General features: G+C 71.3%; 14 protein-coding genes. 3 read left to right on the forward strand and 11 right to left on the reverse strand.

The annotated features are described in order from the left end of the window. Positions 1–99 precede the first annotated feature (99 nt). Positions 100–669 (forward strand): hypothetical protein, encoded by a 570-nt coding sequence (locus AB0E62_RS22080; protein WP_362196200.1) that lies wholly within the window; start codon positions 100–102, stop codon positions 667–669. A gap of 1186 nt (positions 670–1855) precedes the next feature. Here the strand turns inward: AB0E62_RS22080 and AB0E62_RS22085 are convergent. The 6 genes from AB0E62_RS22085 to AB0E62_RS22110 form a co-directional block, all read right to left on the reverse strand. Next, a complete protein-coding gene (locus AB0E62_RS22085) occupies positions 1856–2320 on the reverse strand; it encodes an SsgA family sporulation/cell division regulator (RefSeq protein WP_362196203.1) in 465 nt (154 codons plus the stop codon). Between the two features lie 363 nt (positions 2321–2683). Further along, a complete protein-coding gene (locus tag AB0E62_RS22090) occupies positions 2684–3172 on the reverse strand; it encodes a helix-turn-helix domain-containing protein (protein WP_362196299.1) in 489 nt (162 codons plus the stop codon). Positions 3173–3346: 174 nt separating this feature from the next. Further along, positions 3347–3835: an SRPBCC family protein gene (locus tag AB0E62_RS22095; RefSeq protein ID WP_362196206.1), complete on the reverse strand. Its 489-nt coding sequence runs from the start codon at positions 3833–3835 to the stop codon at positions 3347–3349. Between the two features lie 161 nt (positions 3836–3996). After that, positions 3997–6789, reverse strand: a complete 2793-nt coding sequence (locus AB0E62_RS22100; RefSeq protein WP_362196209.1) for an AAA family ATPase — start codon at positions 6787–6789, stop codon at positions 3997–3999. Between the two features lie 267 nt (positions 6790–7056). Next, a complete protein-coding gene (locus AB0E62_RS22105; protein WP_362196212.1) occupies positions 7057–7974 on the reverse strand; it encodes a helix-turn-helix domain-containing protein in 918 nt (305 codons plus the stop codon). Between the two features lie 848 nt (positions 7975–8822). Beyond that, positions 8823–9890, reverse strand: coding sequence for an alpha/beta hydrolase (locus tag AB0E62_RS22110; protein WP_362196215.1), 1068 nt, complete (start codon positions 9888–9890; stop codon positions 8823–8825). Positions 9891–10234: 344 nt separating this feature from the next. Here AB0E62_RS22110 and AB0E62_RS22115 point away from each other — a divergent pair, with 344 nt between their 5' ends. Then, the gene (locus tag AB0E62_RS22115; RefSeq protein ID WP_362196218.1) at positions 10235–11677 is read left to right on the forward strand and encodes an aldehyde dehydrogenase; all 1443 of its coding nucleotides are present in this window, start codon (positions 10235–10237) and stop codon (positions 11675–11677) included. Positions 11678–11792: 115 nt separating this feature from the next. On the opposite strand, the gene AB0E62_RS22120 is transcribed toward AB0E62_RS22115, so the two are convergent. Beyond that, complete coding sequence (locus AB0E62_RS22120) at positions 11793–12149, reverse strand: hypothetical protein (protein ID WP_362196221.1); 357 nt, start codon at positions 12147–12149, stop codon at positions 11793–11795. A gap of 278 nt (positions 12150–12427) precedes the next feature. Here AB0E62_RS22120 and AB0E62_RS22125 point away from each other — a divergent pair, with 278 nt between their 5' ends. Further along, complete coding sequence (locus tag AB0E62_RS22125) at positions 12428–12625, forward strand: hypothetical protein (RefSeq protein WP_362196302.1); 198 nt, start codon at positions 12428–12430, stop codon at positions 12623–12625. A 54-nt stretch (positions 12626–12679) separates the two neighbouring features. Here AB0E62_RS22125 and AB0E62_RS22130 read toward each other — a convergent pair whose 3' ends face one another. The 4 genes from AB0E62_RS22130 to AB0E62_RS22145 are packed head-to-tail and all read right to left on the reverse strand — an operon-like array spanning position 12680 to position 18241. Beyond that, positions 12680–13957 carry a cation:proton antiporter gene (locus tag AB0E62_RS22130; protein ID WP_362196224.1) on the reverse strand — a complete coding sequence of 426 codons (1278 nt, stop codon included), beginning with the start codon at positions 13955–13957 and terminating at the stop codon, positions 12680–12682. 44 nt (positions 13958–14001) lie between these two features. Further along, a complete protein-coding gene (locus tag AB0E62_RS22135; protein WP_362196227.1) occupies positions 14002–15462 on the reverse strand; it encodes a cytochrome P450 in 1461 nt (486 codons plus the stop codon). Continuing rightward, positions 15456–16619: an alpha-hydroxy acid oxidase gene (locus tag AB0E62_RS22140; protein ID WP_362196230.1), complete on the reverse strand. Its 1164-nt coding sequence runs from the start codon at positions 16617–16619 to the stop codon at positions 15456–15458. The genes AB0E62_RS22135 and AB0E62_RS22140 overlap by 7 nt, the downstream gene beginning before the upstream one ends. Beyond that, entirely contained in the window at positions 16616–18241 is a 1626-nt protein-coding gene (locus AB0E62_RS22145) for an NAD(P)-binding domain-containing protein (protein ID WP_362196233.1), read from the reverse strand. The genes AB0E62_RS22140 and AB0E62_RS22145 overlap by 4 nt, the downstream gene beginning before the upstream one ends. Positions 18242–18261: the final 20 nt, after the last annotated feature.

Below are 18261 nucleotides of genomic sequence, written 5' to 3' on the forward strand. Positions count from 1 at the left end.
CGTGACCGGCGAGCCGTCCGGCGTCGACACTTGTCTGCGGCGGGAGCCCCGGCGTGGGTACCATGCGCAACGTCGTCCATATCGAGGGAGTGAACGGTTGTGACCAGGGAGTCAGCCGACACGCTCCGGTCGCGGTACGTGGTACAGGCCGCATCGGACCTGGAGGAGAACCGCCGCCTGCAGCAGGAGCTGACAGAGCGGATCAAGGTGTTGCAACAGGAGGAGGCCCTCCTGGAGGACATCCTGAGCCTCGCGCAGCGGTACGAAGGGTTCGCGGACCCCTCCCGTCTGCCCGAGCAGATGCGGGACGAGCCCGTCGTCGCCAAGGCGAAACCCGCGCCCCGGGCCGCCTCGCGGCGCACGACACCGGCGAGGACCGCTCGGACGGGCGGGGCGGGGAAGGCCGGCGCGAAGGGGAAGTCGCGTCAGCCTCTGCTCGGTGACCTGCTCGCGGAGCTGCTCGGCCAGTACGAGGAGCCGCGCCGGGCAAAGGAATTGCGGGACGAGCTCCTGGAGAAGCACCCCGACCGCAACCCGACGCCTCAGGTCGTGCGGAACACCCTTGAGTCCCTTGTCGCCAAGGGCCGCATCCGGCGTCACAAGCGGCAGCGTTCCGTCATGTACACGCTGGTACGGCCGGGCCAGGGCGCGACGGGTGACACCGACTGACACTCGTCCGTCGGTCCCGCCGGTGGGATCCTCTCACCGCCTTGACACGTGTCGTCCAGGAGCATGCGCGGGCGGCGGTGTCCCGACGCCGGTCCGGGCGGAGCGGGCCGTGCCGGCACCAGGCATCAGTGGCCGGGCGCGCGCTCGGTGAGGCCTTCGCCGAAGAATGACGGAGCCCTCGAAGCCGGGCGGCTTCACGTGGACGATCCGGTAGCCGTCGTGGATCGTGAGATCGGTACCGAGACGCCACCGCTGACTCGGCAACACCCTGCCTCCGGGGCATCGGCGGCTGCGGTGCATGTCACGCCGCGGGCGGGAGCGCGAGGGCCAGGCCTGTCGCGGGTGCGGCGCGAGGGCGACGCTCCCCGGGCCCGACATCACAGGAAGTCCCAGGCCGTCGGCCCGAATCCCGAGAGTGTCACACTCGCCGACCAGCTCCACACCTGTGCGATGTCCGGGCATGCAGGTGTCTGAAAGGCACGCGCAGTCCCGGCTCGCCGCTCGCCGGAGCCGGCAGTGGCCCGGTCGTGGGTGCCCTCCGCCCTGTCACGGACGGGAGTCTCCCGGACATGCGCAGCCGGCGCGCGACCGACGTTCTCAGTAACCCCTTCAGAGGGTAATGCCGATGGTGCGGGGGCGGAACGGGGATGTCCGGTCTTCCGGGCGAATGAGTGTGTCATGGAGGTCATGTCCTGCCCTCGCTCTTCGGTGGACGGTGCGGGTGTGCGGGACGAGAGGGAGCGGGCCCCGTGCCGGGGGAAGTAGCACGGGACCCGCCGTCAGGGGGCAGGCGGCAGCCGTGGCGTTGAGAATGACGGGGGTGCTGTCGCGCGTGTCCTGGTCGACGCTGTCGAGGTCCGGCTGAGGACCACGGTGATGCCGGTACTGGTCAGCCGTGTCCCGCGGGTCGTGGCGGCCTGGGGCCGAGCGCCGAGGAAACTGGCGGCCCATCCGGCGGCCAGGAGTTGCTCGGGGTTGGTCCCGGTACGGCTGACTGCCATGGCTGGGGCTCCCCCTGGTTGGAATAGGTCTTCGTCCACCTCTCCTTCCGGGACAGTTCGTGCGTCACCGTTTGAAGTGGTGACGCCATCATGGCAATCGCCGAGTCACCAGTCAAGCAGGTGACTCGCATCTGTTTCGCCCGGCCACCGGCCGCCTGACCTCCATGCGCGGATCCCCGCCGTGGTCACGAGGACGCCGGGCCGTGCAGCAGGTCTTCGGTGGTCACGTCCCAGTCGGCCCCGGCGAGCTCCTGGCCCGCGGGAACGAGTGAGTAGGTGTGCTCCAGCCATGCCGCCAGCGGAGGTATGGGCAGTTCGAACAGCGCTGCCATGTCGCCGGAGGCCAGTTGAAGCCGTGCCGTGGCCGCTTCCTCCTGGCTCGACGGCCACATCTGGACGTCACCGAGGCCGCTCATCGTGTACAGCCCCTGCCGCAGGAGGTCCCGCCCGATCCGCCACAGGACCCGCGGGCCGCCCTCGGCGACGAGCTCCAGCGAGACGGCCAGGGGCAGTGCCGGGTCGTACCGGAACTCGGCCCTGATCGCCTGCCGGGCCGAGACGTCCAGTACGCGCTCGATGTCCAAGGCCAGCCGCCGACGACCGTACGGTGCTGTTCGGCGGTCCGGTACGCCTGACTGGTTGCCGCTCATGACGGGTGGATCCTTCCCTGCTGCGGAAGCTGGCTGGGTCCACCCTCGTCCGCGTGGGATCGCCGTACATAAGTAACTTGACCGTCGCACACGACCTGCCGTGTCGGTTCTCCCCCCCGGCCGGAGTCCGCCGGGCGGACCGCTGTCCGCCTCGGCGCGCCCCTCCAAGGGCCCTTCCACCACGTCTTCGCCGACACGCTCGGAGCGGTGATGAGGTGCTGTGCGAGACCGTTCCGGAGGCAGGGTGACCAGTTCGTCGGCGGGGTCGCGCCGGCCGGGCGACGCGAGCAGTCGAGCAGCGTGTCTCTGTGCCCGCACGGAAGGCCGGCGACAACGTCCGGACCGTGAGGACCTGTCGTCCGGTCAGGGGGCGCCGAGGCCGTGCAGCAGCGTGTCGACGACGATGTCCGCCGCCTGACCGGGGCTCAGTTCGGGCCGCTGCCGGGACACCAGGTGCATGAGGTCCGGCAGGAGCGCGCTCGCCCATCCCGCCGGGAGGCCGGGGCGCAGGAGCCCCTCGTCGGTGGCCCGTTGGAGGAAGGCGTCCACCTCGCGGACGGCCGCGTCGCGGCGTGCGCGCACGTTCTGGTCGGCGAGCATACGGGCGAGATCCACGGGCCAGGCGCGGTTGACGGCGATGATGTTCTCGACGTAGCGGTGCAGGGCCACGGCCACGGGTGCCTCCCGCAGCCGGGCGTCCTCGATGGCCTTCTCGATGGCCGTGAGCCGGGCTTCGTAGATGGCGGCGAGGAGGTCCTCGCGGGAGGCGAAGCGGCGGTAGACGGTGCGCCGGTCCACGCCGGCCTCGGCGGCGATGCTCGCGATGCTCGTGCCCGGGTCGGCGGCGAGCATGCGCGCGCCGGTGGTCAGGACGGCTTCCAGGTTGCGTGCGGCGTCGGCTCTCACAGCGCGAGTGTAACCGTGGGCTGTGGAATCTGATGGAGCTATCGCATCATGCCTGTGACTCACCATCTACTAATCGCTACATTGAAGTGACATGTAACTGAGTGGTGGCCTTCTTGGTCACTACCCGCCACCCCCGTCCGGTGCGCTCTCGGAGAGCCGTTTGAGCTGCGCCATCCAGAGGGTGTTCAGGTGCCGTTCCCACACGGGGGACCACGCGGCGGGGGACTTCGCGGCCGGACCGCGGACCACGTTCGCGACCACCGCGTGAGTGCCCTCCGCGACGGCGGTGAGCAGCCAGGCCTGGTACACCTGCATCCCCGCGCCCACCCCCGACCAGCCGAGCCGGCGGGGCGCCACCCGCTCCCCCGCGAAGACCTCGAACCGCCGCCCGTGGAACAGCACCTCGTACGTCCTGGCGAGCGGACCGGCCCGCGCCTCGGTGATGCCCGGGACCCACTCCGGCCACCTCGGCACATCGGCCAGCAGGGCGAAGGCCGTGATGGGCGGCGCGTGCACAACGGCCTGGGCCTGGCAGAAACTGTGGGCCTGCTCGGGCGAGAAACCCGACGGCCAGTGGATGTCCGGATGGCCGTCCGAGGCGTCGGGCATCCGGTCTTCCTTTCACGTCACCGTCGGTGGCTCCAGGGACGGCCATCGCGGGAGAAGGCTCCAGAGCCGCTCCGGCATCCACTGTGCCCGGGACCCACGGCCCCGGCATACGTCGAATGACTGAGCGAACGCCCGTGTCGTCAGTGCTTTTCCACCCCTCGTCACTCCTCCCGTTCGAGGTCCAGTCCGGAGAGCGCGTCCCGCAGCGCGCCACGGGAACTGATGCCCAGTTTGGGATAGATCTGGTAGAGGTGAGTGCCGATGGTCCGATGGGACAGGAACAGCCGCTCCGCGATCTGCTTGTTGGTCAGCCCCGTCGCCGCGAGCGTCGCGATCTGGAGTTCCTGGGCGGTCAGCGGCACGGGACCCGGCCGTGCGGAGGCCGGCGGGGACTGGCCGCTCGCCCGCAGTTCGGCCGCCGCGCGCGTCACCCAGGGCTTGGCGCCCAGCCGCTGGAAGGCCTCCATGGCGAGGGTCAGCTGCTCCCTGGCCTCCGTGGTGGCACGCAGCCGCCGCAGCCGTTCGCCGTGGAAGAGGCGGACCCGTGCGGCGTCGAAGGGCCAGCGCTCCGGCCCCGGCAGGGCCAGTGCCCGCTCGAACAGGGCGACGGACTCCTCGCCGGGAGTCGTCAGCGCCTCACAGGCCGCGACCAGCAGTTCCAGACGCGGCGACAGCTCGGCCATCGCGGACGCGCGCATCGCCGCCGCGTGGGCGGCCGCCTCCTGCTCCCGTCCGGTCCGCAGAGCCGCCTCGACCAGGTCCATCGTGCCCCACATGGCGATCGGCACGTAGGGAGCCACGGTCCCGGGCGGACTGAGCGCGCAGGCGTGCCGGTAGGCGGTCTCGAAGTCACCGTTGCCGAGAGCGGACAGCGCCCTGGCGTGGCAGGCGAAGAACCGCGCGCCGAGGACCCCGCGGGGCGTGGCCCACCGGACGATCTCCTCGGTCAGCGCGGCGGCGGTCTCCGCCTCGCCCCGCGCAGCGGCCACGGCCGCCCGCACGTACTGGAAGTACCACGCGAAGAACCGGTAGTCGTGGTCCGTGCACAGGGCGAGCCCCTCAGCGGCCAGCTCAGCGGCATCGTCCCAGCGACCCAGGTGGAAGTAGTCGAGGCCCAGGTGCATCAGCGCGCCCAGGTGCCGGCGCACCGGCGAAGTGCCGGCGCGGCCCTGCTCCACCAGTCGGCGGGTGGCGAACCGGAAGTCCCCGAGCCGGTCGGCGAAGACCGAGGCGGTGCCGACGCGGATCACCCGGGTGGGGTCGTCCCCGACGGTGGCGATCAGCTCTCCCAGCCGCGGCAGCGCGGAGGCACCTGTACGCGCCGGGTCGGCGAAGGTGCGCACGATGACCCACAGCAGCTCCGGCGGTTCGGGCGTGAGCCGGTCCACGAACGTCAGCAGCGGCTGCCACCGTGCGGGCTCACCGCAGTACCAGCACAGCAGCACCATCAGGTGCAGGGCCTCGACGAGGGCCTCGTCGCAGGCGTCGTAGCCGTGGTCACCGGCCTCGATCGCTCCGACCAGCAGCCGGTAGGCGGTGTCGATGTCGCCGTCCCGGTTGATCAGCAGGAACGCGGACGCGGCCGCCGCGTGCAGCGACTGCCGCCCGGTACCGGGATGGGCCAGGTGGGCCCCCGCCAGCAGACGCGAGGCGTCCTCCAGTTCACCGCTGGAGTCCACCCCCACGTACGCCGCCTCGGCCAGCCGTCGGCTCTCGTCCGCCGCGGTGGGGCTGAGCCCGGCGGCCCGGGTCAGCGCCGTCACCGCCCCGAGCGCGTCCCCGCGGCGCAGCCGGCGCCGCGCCGTCTCCTCCAACAGGGCCGCGACCGTCGCGTCCGGACCCAGGGCCGCCTCTCCCAGATGCCAGGCCCGCCGCTCCAACCGGTCGCCGAGCACATCGGCGAGCGCCTGGTGGGTCCTTCTGCGTTCGGAGGCGGTGGCCAGCTCGACCACCGCGGAGCCGATCAGCGGGTGCCGGAAGGACAGCCGCCGGTTGTCCGCCGAGACCGTCACCAGCCGGCTGCGTTCGGCGGGGGCCAGATCGTCGATGGCGGCCCGGCCGGCCGAGGCCGCCTCGATCGTGGCCAGCTCACCGGTGCCGTCGAGGGCGGCGATCAGCAGCAGCTCCCGGCTGGGCTCGGGCAACCCGGCCACGCGCGAGGCGAACATGGCCTGCAGGCGCTCGGTGAGGGGCAGCACGGTGGGTACCGCCGCGAGGGTCGCGCGCTGCTCTGCGGAGAGCGCCACGGGCAGCTCCACCAGTGCCAGCGGGTTGCCGCGTGCCTCCGCGGCGATACGGCGCCTGACCGCGGGGGAGACATCGGGGTGGGCCAGGGCGAGCAGCTCGGCCGACGCCGCGTCATCCAGCGGTGCCAGCCGGTGCTCGGTCAGGCCACTCGTCTCGAAGAAGCTGTCGGAGCCCGTACGGGAGGCCGCGAGGAAACCGATACGGCTGCCGACGAGCCGTCGCGCCACGAAACCGAGCACGGCGTTGGTCGCCCGGTCCAGCCACGGCAGGTCGTCCACGACGAGCAGCAGCGGCGTCTCGGCGGCTGTCTGCCGCAGCAGCAGGAGGACCGCGGTGGAGGTCAGCAGGCGGTCGGGAGCCGGCCCGCCGCCGATGCCGACGGCGACCCGCAGGGCGTCGCGGTGGGGCTTGTCCAGGACGTCGAGTTCGTCGAAGAGCGGCACGAGCAGCTGGTTGAGACCCGCGTAGCTGATGTCCGCCTCGAACTGCACACCGGCCGCGCGCAGCACCCGGACGCCGTTGTGCGCGGCGCCCGTCGCCACCGCGTCGAGAACTGCGCTCTTGCCCACCCCGGCCTCGCCCGACAGCAGCAGCGCCGCACCATGGACCTTGGGGTTGCCGAAGAAGGACTGGATGAACGACAGGTCCGCGTCGCGTCCGACCAGCCGGGTCGAGGCCGGGCGGAGGGCCGGGGCCAGGTCAGTCATCGGGTTGCCTCCAACGGCCGACGTACGGAGGCCCGGTACCCTGCGCGGCCTGGCTGTTCCCGCACTCAGATCCGTGCACCCCCATGCGATCACCGCAGTCTAGAGGACGCCGGGAGCAGCGCCCCGGCCGTTCGCGTCACGGTGGCCCCCCTCGTCGCCTCCGCGGACTCCGGTGCCCGCCGGCCCAGGAGCAGCGGGCGTTCCAGTCGACGTGCCGTGCGCCGACGACCACGAAACCGTGCGGTCCGGCACACAGGGCCGTGGCCGTCACCTGGTCGGTGCCCGCGTTCCGTGCCGGAGAGATGACCGGGCCACTGGGGGGTCCTCCCCGGCGCCGTCTTCCGGGCGGGCTGCTGCGCGGTCCCAGGAGCCGAGGACACGCAGGGCGTCGTGGGAGGGGCTGCCCGGCTCGGCGGTCAGGACCATCAGACGCTGTCCCGAGCCGTCGGGGCTGGCCCAGGTGTCGCAGTCGAGGACGAGGTCGCCGACGAGGGGATGGCGGTACTGCTTGGTGCCGTAGGCGGCCGTGACGACGCGGTGTTCCGCCCACCACGTGCCGAAGTCGGGGTCTTGGGCGCTCAGTTCGCCGACGAGCCGGGCCAGGCGGGGATCGTCCGGGTCGGCCGCGGCTTCCTTGCGCAGGGCGGCGAGGGCGTCGCGGGCGTCGTGTTCCCAGTGCCGGTGCATACCGCGGACGGCCGGGTCGGAGAACAGCAGGTACACATAGTTGCGGCGGTCGGGCGGGACGGCTGAGAAGTCCGTGTAGAGCGCGACGGCGGCCTGGTTCCAGGCCAGGACGTCCAGGCGCCTCCCGAGCACCAGGGCTGGGGTGTGGGCGAGTTGGTCGAGCAGACGGCGCATGGCGGGCCGTAGACGCTGGGCGGACGGCGGGCGGCGCGGGCGGTCGTCGCTCCGGCCGGCGAGTGCGTACAGGTAACTCTGCTGGTCCTCGTCGAGACGGAGGGCGCGGGTGAGGGTGGCCAGGACGGGGGCGGACGCGCGGACACGGCCCTGTTCGAGGCGGGTGTAGTAGTCCACGCTGATCGCGGCGAGCCGGGCGACCTCCTCACGGCGCAGCCCTGCGACTCTACGGCCGGATCCGGCGTCGGGCAGGTCGCACTCCCGCGGCGTCAACTGCGCCCGGCGGGCTTTGAGGAAGGCACCGAGGTGAGCATGGGAGTTCATGTCATTCACCGTCACATGTCAGTCGGCCGGACACGACGACGCCGGGAACGAATACTGTTGCCGGCCGTCTGTGGCATTCCGCCCCGACGCGCATTGGCGCGCCAGTACCGCGCTCGGGGGCTGCACCGGGCTGCGGGAACCCGTTCCGGCCCGGGCTGGAGGAGCGGGGATGGCCAACGCGCGGTGGCGCGGGCGGCTGGCTCGATGACGTCCGCGACGAGCGAGGGGGGTGGGAGACGGTGACGGAGGCGACGCGGCCACCTCGATGGTGTGGGCGTGGACGCGCGTGGTCATGAAGCGCTGGGCGACGGAGACGGGGCAGCCGGCGGCGGGCAGGCCGGCGATGACGCCGTTCCGGCTGGAGCCGTCGGCGAACGCGCCGAGCGTGAGTCCCGCCGTGAGCGTCGAGGCAGCATCCGTCTCCCTCTCCATTCGATCCATGGGCCTGGCAAGCGGCGCGTGTGCAGGGCGGGGCAGGGCGAGCGTGATGGCCCCGCCGAAGGCCATGCGGTGCTCCGACAGCCCCGTCGGGACGGACGGCGCCACCACCGGGGTCTGCTCCGGGAGCGGCACGCCGCCCTTCGGCCCCCTCCGCGGCCAGGGAGTCGGCCGCGCCGGTGGGCAGATACGGCCCGTGCTGCCCGGTCGGCAGCGGCACCACCGAGACCCGGGCCGCGAGAGCCCGCAGCCGTGCGGCGGCCAGACGGTTCCACCGTACTTCGCTCATAGGGAACTCCTCCTGGAACAGACCGGCGTGGGACGCGGATCATCGCGCCGGTGCGGGACGCGGTGGTACGAAGGCGACCGGTGGCTCCGAGGCCGCCGGTGACCCGGAGGCGCGCGGTGTCTCAGAGGCGGTCGGCGTCGACGACCGCCTGGGCGAAGACGGTGGGCGCCTCCTGCGGCAGATTGTGGCCGACGCGCGCGATGGTGCGGTGCTCGTAGGGGCCGGTGAAGTGGCCGCGGTAGGCGGAGCCGTCCCCGGGCGGAGTGAAGGGGTCCAGGGCCGGATCCAGTGTGATGGTGGGGACGCCGATGGAGGGCTGGGTTGAAAGTCGCTGCTCGTAACGGTCGTAGCGGGGCTCGCCGTCGACGAGGCCGATGCGCCAGCGGTAGTTGAAGAGGACGATGGCGGCGTAGTCCGGGTTGAGGAAGGCCTGGGCGGTGCGCTGGTACGTGGCGTCGTCGAAGTTCCAGTCGGGGGAGACGAGGGTCCACACATAGCGGCACAGGGCGAGACGCTCGTCGGGATTCTCCATCGCCCTCTTGCCGCGCTCGGTGGCGAAGTACCACTGGTACCACCAGTTGTGCTCGACGGCGGGACCGGCCGGCTCCAGCTGTGCCGTGCGGTCGGTGATGACGTAACCGCTGGTGGAGACCAGCGCCTTGACGCGGTCGGGCCACAGGGCGGCGATGATGTCGGCGGTGCGTGAGCCCCAGTCGAAGCCGGCCAGAACCGCTCTGCGGATCTCCAGCGCGTCCATCAGGGCGATGATGTCGAGGGCGATCGCGGACTGCTCGGCGGTGCGGGGCGTGCGGCTGGACAGGAAGCGCGTGGTCCCGTGGCCGCGCAGGTAGGGAACGATGACGCGGTACCCCAGGCCGGCGAGGAGCGGGGCGACGTCGGCGTAGCTGTGGATGTCGTAGGGCCAGCCGTGCAGGCAGATCACGACCGGGCCGTCATGGGGCCCGAGTTCGGCGTAACCGACGTCCAGGACGCCCGCCTTGACGTGCTTCAGCGTGGGGAAAGCGGTGTGGGTGCCGGGGGCGATGGTGGGCACGGTGGGAGCCGTCCCGCCTCCCGGCCGCCGCGCGGCGGCCGTGGCGGACGCCTGGCTCTGCAGGCCGGTCAGTGCCATGGCGGCCGCGCCGGTGCCCAGGCTGACGGCCTTGTTGAAAGTACGCCTGTTGATCATCCGAAATCCTCCGTCGTGCGTGTCCGGTGAGCCTTCCGTGCCGGGAGAACCTCGGCGGCGCGGGATCGCTGCGGCTTTGCGGCATGATGACCCTTGCACATGATGCGTCACTGGTCAAATAGGTGACGCACATCCTGTTCGGACACGTGTGTCCTAGCCGTCGGCCGCGCTGCGCATGACGCGCACCTCTGCCTGGCTGAAGTGTGAGTCGGCGGTGCGGGGTGGCAATCGCATTTCTCCACATTGATGAGTCTGTTGAGAAATTAAATGCTACAGTCAAGTGACATTTGAGTGGCGCGTCCCGGCCATCCCTGAACGCGCGCCAGACGGAAGAGGGAAAACGCATGATCACCTACGACCGGCTGTACATCGGAGGTCGCTGGGTCGGGCCGAGCGACCCGCGATTGCTCGACATCGTCTCGCCGCACGACCAGTCGGTGATCGCCCGCGCCGCCCAGGCGCGGCCGGCGGACATCGACCGCGCGGTCACCGCCGCCCGGAAGTCCTTCGACGGGGGTGCGTGGCGGCTGACCCCGCCGGCCGAGCGGATCGCTGTGCTGCGCCGGTTCAACGCACTGCGTGAGGAGAACGCGCAGGAGATCGCGGAGTTGATCTCGCGGGAGAACGGCTCGGCGGCCTGGTTCACCCGTGCCGGGCAGGCCGGTCTGACCCGCCAGGCCAACGCCTACCTGAAGGCGGCGGAGGACTTCGCGTGGGAAGAGACGCCGGCCCCCTCCGACCCGGCCTCCCCAGTGCGCAGCGTGGTGCGCCGGGAGGCGGTCGGCGTCGTGGCCGCGGTCATCCCGTGGAACTCACCCTTCTCGTCGGCCACCTCAAAGATCATCCCGGCTCTGGTCGCCGGGAACTCCGTGATCCTGAAGGTGTCCCCGGAGAACTCGCCGAGCATGGGCTTCCTGGCCGGGCTGGTGGAGCGGGTGGGCCTGCCCGAGGGGGTGCTCAGCGTGCTGCCCGCGGACCGGGAGACCAGCGAGTACCTCGTGTCCCACAAGGACATCGACAAGATCGCCTTCACCGGTTCGACGTCTGCGGGCCGCCGCATCGCCTCGATCGCGGGAGAGCGGCTGAAGCGGGTGAGTCTGGAGCTGGGCGGCAAGTCCGCGGTCATCATCCTGCCGGACGCCGACCTCGGGAAGGCGGTCGCGGGCCTGAAGACCGGCTCCCTGCTCAACAACGGCGAGTCGTGCATCGCGCAGACCCGCATCCTGGCTCCCCGCAGCCGGTACGAAGAGATCGTGACCGCGGTGAAGGAGCTGGTGGAATCGCTGAAGGTCGGTGACCCCGGCGACCCCGAGACCTTCATCGGCCCGATGATCCGCCCGGACCAGCAGGAGCGTGTGCGCGACTACATCAGGCTCGGCATCGAGGAAGGTGCCCGCCTGGTCACCGGCGGCCCGCAGATCCCGGAGGGCCTCGAGAAGGGCAACTACGTCACGCCCACCGTCTTCGCGGACGTCGAGAACTCCATGCGGATCGCGCGGGAGGAGATCTTCGGCCCGGTCCTGGTCGTCATCGCCTACGACGACGAGGACGACGCGGTGCGCATCGCCAACGACTCCGAGTACGGCCTCTCCGGCGGCGTGTGGTCCGCCGACGAGGAGCGCGCCCTGGCCGTGGCCCGCCGTGTGCGCACCGGCACCGTCACTGTCAACGGTGCCTCCGTCGCCTTCGACGGCCCGTTCGGCGGCTTCAAGGCCAGCGGTATCGGCCGCGAGTACGGCGTGGTGGGCATCGGCGCCTACACCGAGTACCAGACCATCACCGTCTGACCACGTGTCTCGGCCCGGTGTGTCCCAGCAGCGCGCGGAGGATGGCCCAGGTCGCGCAAGGGCGGAGTGGCGCCCAGCCGGTCATGCGCGCCGGTGAATCAGGCTGCCGGCGCGGTTACGCAGGCACCACCCGGTAGCTGAGCGCCGCCCACGGCAGGTCGGACTGCGCAAGCGAGCCGCTGGCCCACGCGGCACCGGTGCAGCCGGTCCCGGAGTAGACCACCAGGGAGCTGGAGCCGGAGACGACTTGGACCGAAAGGGACGCTCCTGACAGGGTGTGACATGTGCCGAGGTCGTCGAGGTCGACCGTCGTCACCGGGCCGGTCCCGTTGCTGCCCGCATACAGATGAGCGCCCTCCTGAAGGGGAGGCCATCCGGCCGCCCCGGCCGCCCCGGCACCGAGGCCGATCAGGGCCGCGGCCATGGCGGCGGCAGCGGCCGCGCCACGGATCTTCTTCCTGGGGATGAACATGTGACCCACCCTCTCGTCGGCGTGCCGCTGCGGCTGCGGCGGCACGATGGGTTCGACATATGACCGCCGGAGATCATTGCACATTGAAGCATGTGTCGAGCAGAGCCGATCCGGCCACACCGGCGGGACGTGGCACACGGGTGTGCACATTTCTCCCGGCCGCCGGAAAGAGGAAGATGCGTCACCGACTTGACAGGTGACGAACGGGTGGCTCAGGCTGGAACCGTCCCCGGTGACAGGGGGACACCCTCCACCGATCGAGGAAGTGGACCATGGCCATGAACGAGGAACGCGACGGTGACGCGGCCGCCGCGGCGGCCCGGCACGCGCGTTACGGCAGGCTGCCCGGACGCATCCGCTTCGAGGAGATGACCGAGGGGGTGGAGGCCGGACCGAACGGCGGGGTGCGCGCCTCCTACGCCCCGGAAGGCGCCTGGAAGTACTACGCGTGCCTGGCCCTCGATCTGGGCCTGTGACCCGAAGAACCCGAAAGCGGCACGCACACCGCCGTCACGGCCGCGTGACGGCGGTCATGGTTCTCGCGGAGCAGGTGTCACCCCGGGCAAGGGTGCCTCCTCGGGCCGTCCGCTCCGGTCTCGGTGGTCCAGCAGGGCCAGCAGCGGGGCCGTCATCACGGTGGTCACCAGGGCCACGACCACCAGGACGCCGAAGAGGGCGGGGGACGCGATGCCCGCGGACAGGCCCACGTTGATGGCGATGAGCTGCATCAGCCCTCGTGCGTTCATCAGCGTGCCGACGCGGACGGCGACGGCCTGCGGCTCACCCAGCAGGCGCGCCGCGGCCCAGCAGGCACCGAACTTGCTGACGATCGCCACCGCGACACAGACCACCGTGAACAACAACAGCTTGCCGTCGGACAGCAGGGTGAAGTCCGTGTTGAGGCCGGAGTAGGCGAAGAACAGGGGCAGGAACACGATGCGGCTCACCGGCGCGACGGCCTCCACCGCGCGGGTCACCACCGGGTCACGGGGGAAGGCGACACCGAGGCTGAAGGCCCCGAACACGGCGTACAGCCCGATGCGGTCGGTGTACCACGCGGCGAGGAACAGCAGCAGGACGGTGACCAGCAGCACCTGCTCCCCGGACAGGCGCCGGGCCCGCTCCAGAGCGCTGGGCCGCACGCGGAGGAAGATCCCGAGGAACACGGCGAGCCCGGCCGTGCCGACGATCGCGCGCAGGAAGGTCCCCGCACCGCTGCCCGCCATGCTGAGCACCCCCGCCAGCAGGACCCACGCCACGGCGTCGTCCAGCGCGCCGGCGGCCAGGGAGACCGCACCGAAGCGGGTCTTCGTCAGGCCCCGCTCGGTGATGATCCGGGCCATCATCGGGAAAGCGGTGATCGCCACGGTGACACCGACGAACAGTGCGCCCACCGAGGGCGAGACCCCGTCCGGGTAGAGGTCCACCGCGTCGTGTGCCGCCCAGGCCAGTCCGGTGCCCAGGAGGAGCGGCACGACGATGCCCGCCGCCGAGACGGGCACCGCCGTACGGCCCACCGACCGCAGCCGGTCGGTGCGGAACTCGTAGCCGGACAGGAACATGAAGACGACGAGACCGACCTGCCCCGCCACGTACAGCACGGGACGGATCTCGTCCGGGAACACGGCCTCCTCCAGGCCGGGTGAGAGGAGGCCGAGCACGGAGGGACCGAGGGCCACGCCGGCGACCATCTCGCCGACGACGGGTGGCTGGCCCAGCGGGCGCAGCAGCCGGCTGACGAGGCGGCACGCGATGAGGATGACGGCCACGGCGAGGAAGAACGCCGGGCCCATCTCGGTGGTCGACAACGGTGACTCCTTGATGAGGAGGCGTATGGGGGGTGTTGCCGCTGTCAGGCACCGGCGCCGGTGTACGGGCAGCCGGCCGCGGCCTGTCCAGGCCCCGCCGGGTGACCGGGCGGGGCGTGAGGGCCTTCCAGCGGCCGGCCCTCGGTGTCGTGCCGGGCGAAGTACGTCGCGGCGGGCCTGGTGCGGCGGGCTTCGATCACCATCCAGGTGCCGAAGAGGAGTTGGAGCAGGCTGCGTCCGACGTCCTCGGCGCGGTCGCGGGCGGTCAGTGCCGTGCGCAGGACGCGTCGCAGACGGTCCGGGACCGGCCGGTCCCGGGGAAGGAGCAGACACGGAGCGCGGTGCGGGATGGAGCGGGTGTGGCCGACGGGGGAGTCGAGTACGTACCGGGCCAGTACCTCGCGGGTCGCGGCACGCATGACGACCGGTGCGAGGCGCCAGGCGGGGCAGGGCCGGTTGGCGGCGACTCCGAAGGGGATGTGGTGGGCGTCCTTCGCGGAGCGCGCCGCCCAGCGTCCGGGGTCGAAGCGGTCGGGGTCGGTGTAGCCGGTGGCGTGGTAGTCGGGGTAGCTGAAGGTCAGGACGGAGCCCGCCGGGATGGTGGGCAGGCCGTCGAGGGTGATGTCCGCGGTGGTGATCCGGTGGGCCACTCCGAACAGCGGGTAGAGACGGAAGGTCTCGTTCATGACCTGGGTCAGGTAGCGGTCGTCGTCGGGAGTGGCTGCCACCCGCTCCTGCACGTCCGGATGCCGGGCCAGAGCCAGCAGGAGGTGGGCCATCGCCTCGGACATCTGCACGACGGCGGTGTTGAAGAAGGTGCCCTGGAGGTAGTGGGCCTGCTGGCGGCGGGTCAGGCCGGCGGGCAGCACGTGCGGTACGTCTCCGGCCGCCAGGCGGCGCACAAGGTAGCGGGTGAGCCGGGACCTTCGGCGCATGTGGCGCGGACGGGTGCATTTGAGGGCGTTGACGACGTCCTCGGCGTGGGCGACGATCAGCTGCCGGGCCTCGGCCGGGCAGGGCTCCCCGAAGACCAGCCCGTAGAAGAACTCGGCCCACACCGGCATCATCAGATCGCGCAGCCGTACGGCGCGCACCCGGCCGGTGTCCGCCGCGTCCAGGGCCTGCCGGGTGTGCCGTGCGGCGGCTTCGTACAGCTGTGCCGACGGGCCGGAGAGGAACGCGAGCGTCCGGCGGGCGACCTCGTCGTAGCGGGGTCCGGTCTCCAGGTGCTCCTGGTGGACGTCGGCGCCGGGTGCGAGCCAGTACCAGAACAGGTCGGACAGTGCCGCGCCCTTGCTGCGGCCCCCGGCGGACGGGTGGCCGTAGATCTCCTGGAAACGGTCGGGACCGAACGTGGCGTTGGGCAGGAGCATCCCTTCGTCGCCGTTGACGCGGGCGAAGACCTTCGTGCGGAGGGCGACGACCTTGGCGGGCAGCCAGGCCGGGGACGACAGCAGCAGCGTCCCGCCCGCTGCCAGTACCGCCGCCGTTCGCCTGCTCACCATGTGTGTTCTCCTCTCCGGGGCCGGTACGGAGGGTGGCGCAGGGTCTCCTGTCCGGCCGCCGGACCGTACGGCGGGTACGGCAGCCCGCGCGGGACCACCTGGTCGGGCGTGAGGTCCTGTGGCCGGCGCCCGCCGCAGAGGGCGAGCACCTGCTCGAAGTCCTCGCGCAGTGCCGTCAGCGCCTCCCGTACACCGTCCTCGCCGCCCGTGGCCAGGGCCCACAGCACGGGCCTGCCCACACCGACGGCCCGGGCTCCGAGGGCGAGGGCCAGGGCGATGTCGGTGCCCCGGCGCACGCCCCCGTCCATCAGGACGGGCACCCGTCCGGCGACGGCCTCGGCCACGGCCGCGAGCGCCTCGACCGATGCCGGAGCGGCATCGAGCTGCCGTCCCCCGTGATTGGACACGACCAACGCGTCCACGCCCCGATCGACGGCGATACGCGCGTCCTCGGGGTGCAGCACGCCCTTGAGGACGAGGGGCAGGTCGGTGAGCTCTCGCAGCCGGGCCAGGTCGTCCCACCCGGCCGGCCACATGGCGATGTCGCGGGTGGTGCCGGGTGCCGCACCGGGCAGGTTCCGCATGTTCTCTGCCGCCAGACCGGGCGGCAGGTCGTGGAAGCCGTTGCGCAGGTCCCGGGTGCGTGTACCGAAGACGGGGGAGTCGACGGTGACGACCAGGGCGGAGCAGCCCGCCCGTTCGGCCCGGAGTACCAGCTCGGCGGTGACCTCCAGCTCCGGTTGCAGATACAGCTGGAACCAGACCACGGCCTCCGGGTCCGCCTCGCGGGCCGCGGCGACGACGTCCGCGACGGCGGTGGTGGCCGCCATGCCGGTGACCAGCGGGACACCGGCCGCGGCGGCGGCGCGTGCGGTGGCCGGTTCGCCGTCGACGTGGGCGAGGCGGTGGAAGGCGGTGGGCGAGACGAAGAGCGGCGCCGCCCAGTCCCGGCCCAGTACGCTCACCCGGGTGTCGCGGTCGCCACCGCCGCGCAGTACCCGGGGGAGCAGGGCCAGCCGGCCGAATGCGTCCTCGTTCTCCCTCAGCGCCGTCTCCTCGCCCGCGCCGCCGGCGAAGTAGTCGTAGTGCTCGGGGCTGAGCTTCTCGCGTGCCGACCCGGCCGGATCGCGTGCCGGGGCGGCGTGCGGGCCGGTCATGCCCGGGGCGCGGCGATGTCCGCGCCGGCCGGGAGGCCGTCCCCTGCGGACAGCCGGGACGCGAAGAAGGAACGCAGCGGACCGACATGGACGTCGGGGCGGTCCCACTCGTTCTCCAGGTTCTCCGTGATGTGGTGCTCGGCGACCGGCTTGCCGGTGCCGTCGGGCAGGAACTGCCGTACCACGGGGTGCAGATAGCGCGCGTCGAGGCCGCTGGTGTCCTGCTGGGGCGTCCTGCTGACGGTGATGTCGAAGGGATCGACCTGGTCGTGGTCGGCGCCGTACTCCAGCGTGACGGTGAAGTAGGAGGCCAGATCGCCGAACTGGCCCCGGGCGGCGGCATGGTGCAGGTGTGCCACCGGGACCTCCTCGCAGTGGCGCACCGTTCCGTCGGTGCCGACCAGTACCGCGTCACCGAGGAAGCCGAACAACTGCCACAGGGCCGAGGTCCGGTTGACCCGCTCGATGACCGCGTCGGTCACGGGGCCCGCGGCGGCGGGCAGGACGGTGTGCGGCCAGTCCTCGTCGTGGTAGCGGCGTTCGAGGATGCGGTGCAGCGCCTTCACGCCGTACCGGAACCCGTGGATGAATCCGCTGGTCGACTTCTTGAAGTCCAGGGACTGGGTGATGGTGCCGGCGAAATACAGATCGGGCACGTTCACGGATTCCCAGGCATCGGTGAGTCGCGGGAAGCGGTCCTTGATGACGAGCTCGGGACGGCAGTCGTCGTCGAAGACCGAGGCGTCGAAGCGGAATCCGGTGGCCAGAATGACCCGGTCGTACGGGATGTCCTTCACCACTTCCGCGACGCGCGAAAATTTAACACTCACGACATAGGTGCCATCGGGCTTCCGTGCTATACGGAGAATGTCGCCGTCCAGGACGGCGTTCTGGGACTTGAGCTGGTAGGTGTCCAGGAAGTTGTTGTTCACGGCCCTGAGGTGTCCGACGAAATGCGTCCGCCAGGCGAGCTTGAGCGAGCCGGGTCCGGCTACGTGGATGACGGCCGCGGTCTCGATGAGGTTGTCGGCGGTCTCGAAGGCGGAATTTCCCCGCCCGATGATCAGTACCCGCTTGTCGGTGAATTCGGCGGGGTCGACGGACACCTGGCCGTAGTGCTCGGCCTCCGCGGCGCCCTCGATGGGCGGCACGTACGGCCGCGAGACACCGGTGGCGACGATGACGCGCCGGGCCCGGACAACGTTGCCATTCTCGTCGGTGGCCACGAACAAGCCGTCGTCGCGCCGCGAGATGCGGGTGACACGGGTGTTGAGGCGGATGCGTAACTCGTGGGTCCGGGCGAAGTCCGCCAGGTAGCGGACCATGTCGTCGGCCGGCGGGAAATAGCGCGGGGAGTAAGTGGTGAACAACGGCCCTTCGTCCGAGAGCAGGGAGTTCCAGTCGACGCGCAGACGCATCTCGGGGTCGCTCCAGCCGGTGTGCACCTTATTGGAGGAAATAAGCGTCCGATGTCTGGGGAAGCGGGTGAAGAAAGCGCCGGGAGCGTCGCTCTCTTCCACGATGAGATAATCTCTGCCGCTTTTCTGGAGGAAGTATCCGGCCTGGAGGCCCGCAGGACCGCCGCCGATGACGAGATAGTCAACCTGTCCTGAATCAGACATGACCTTCTCCTGCCTTCCGT

It is taken from the genome of Streptomyces sp. NPDC038707, assembly GCF_040636485.1.
In the GTDB taxonomy this organism is placed as follows: domain Bacteria; phylum Actinomycetota; class Actinomycetes; order Streptomycetales; family Streptomycetaceae; genus Streptomyces.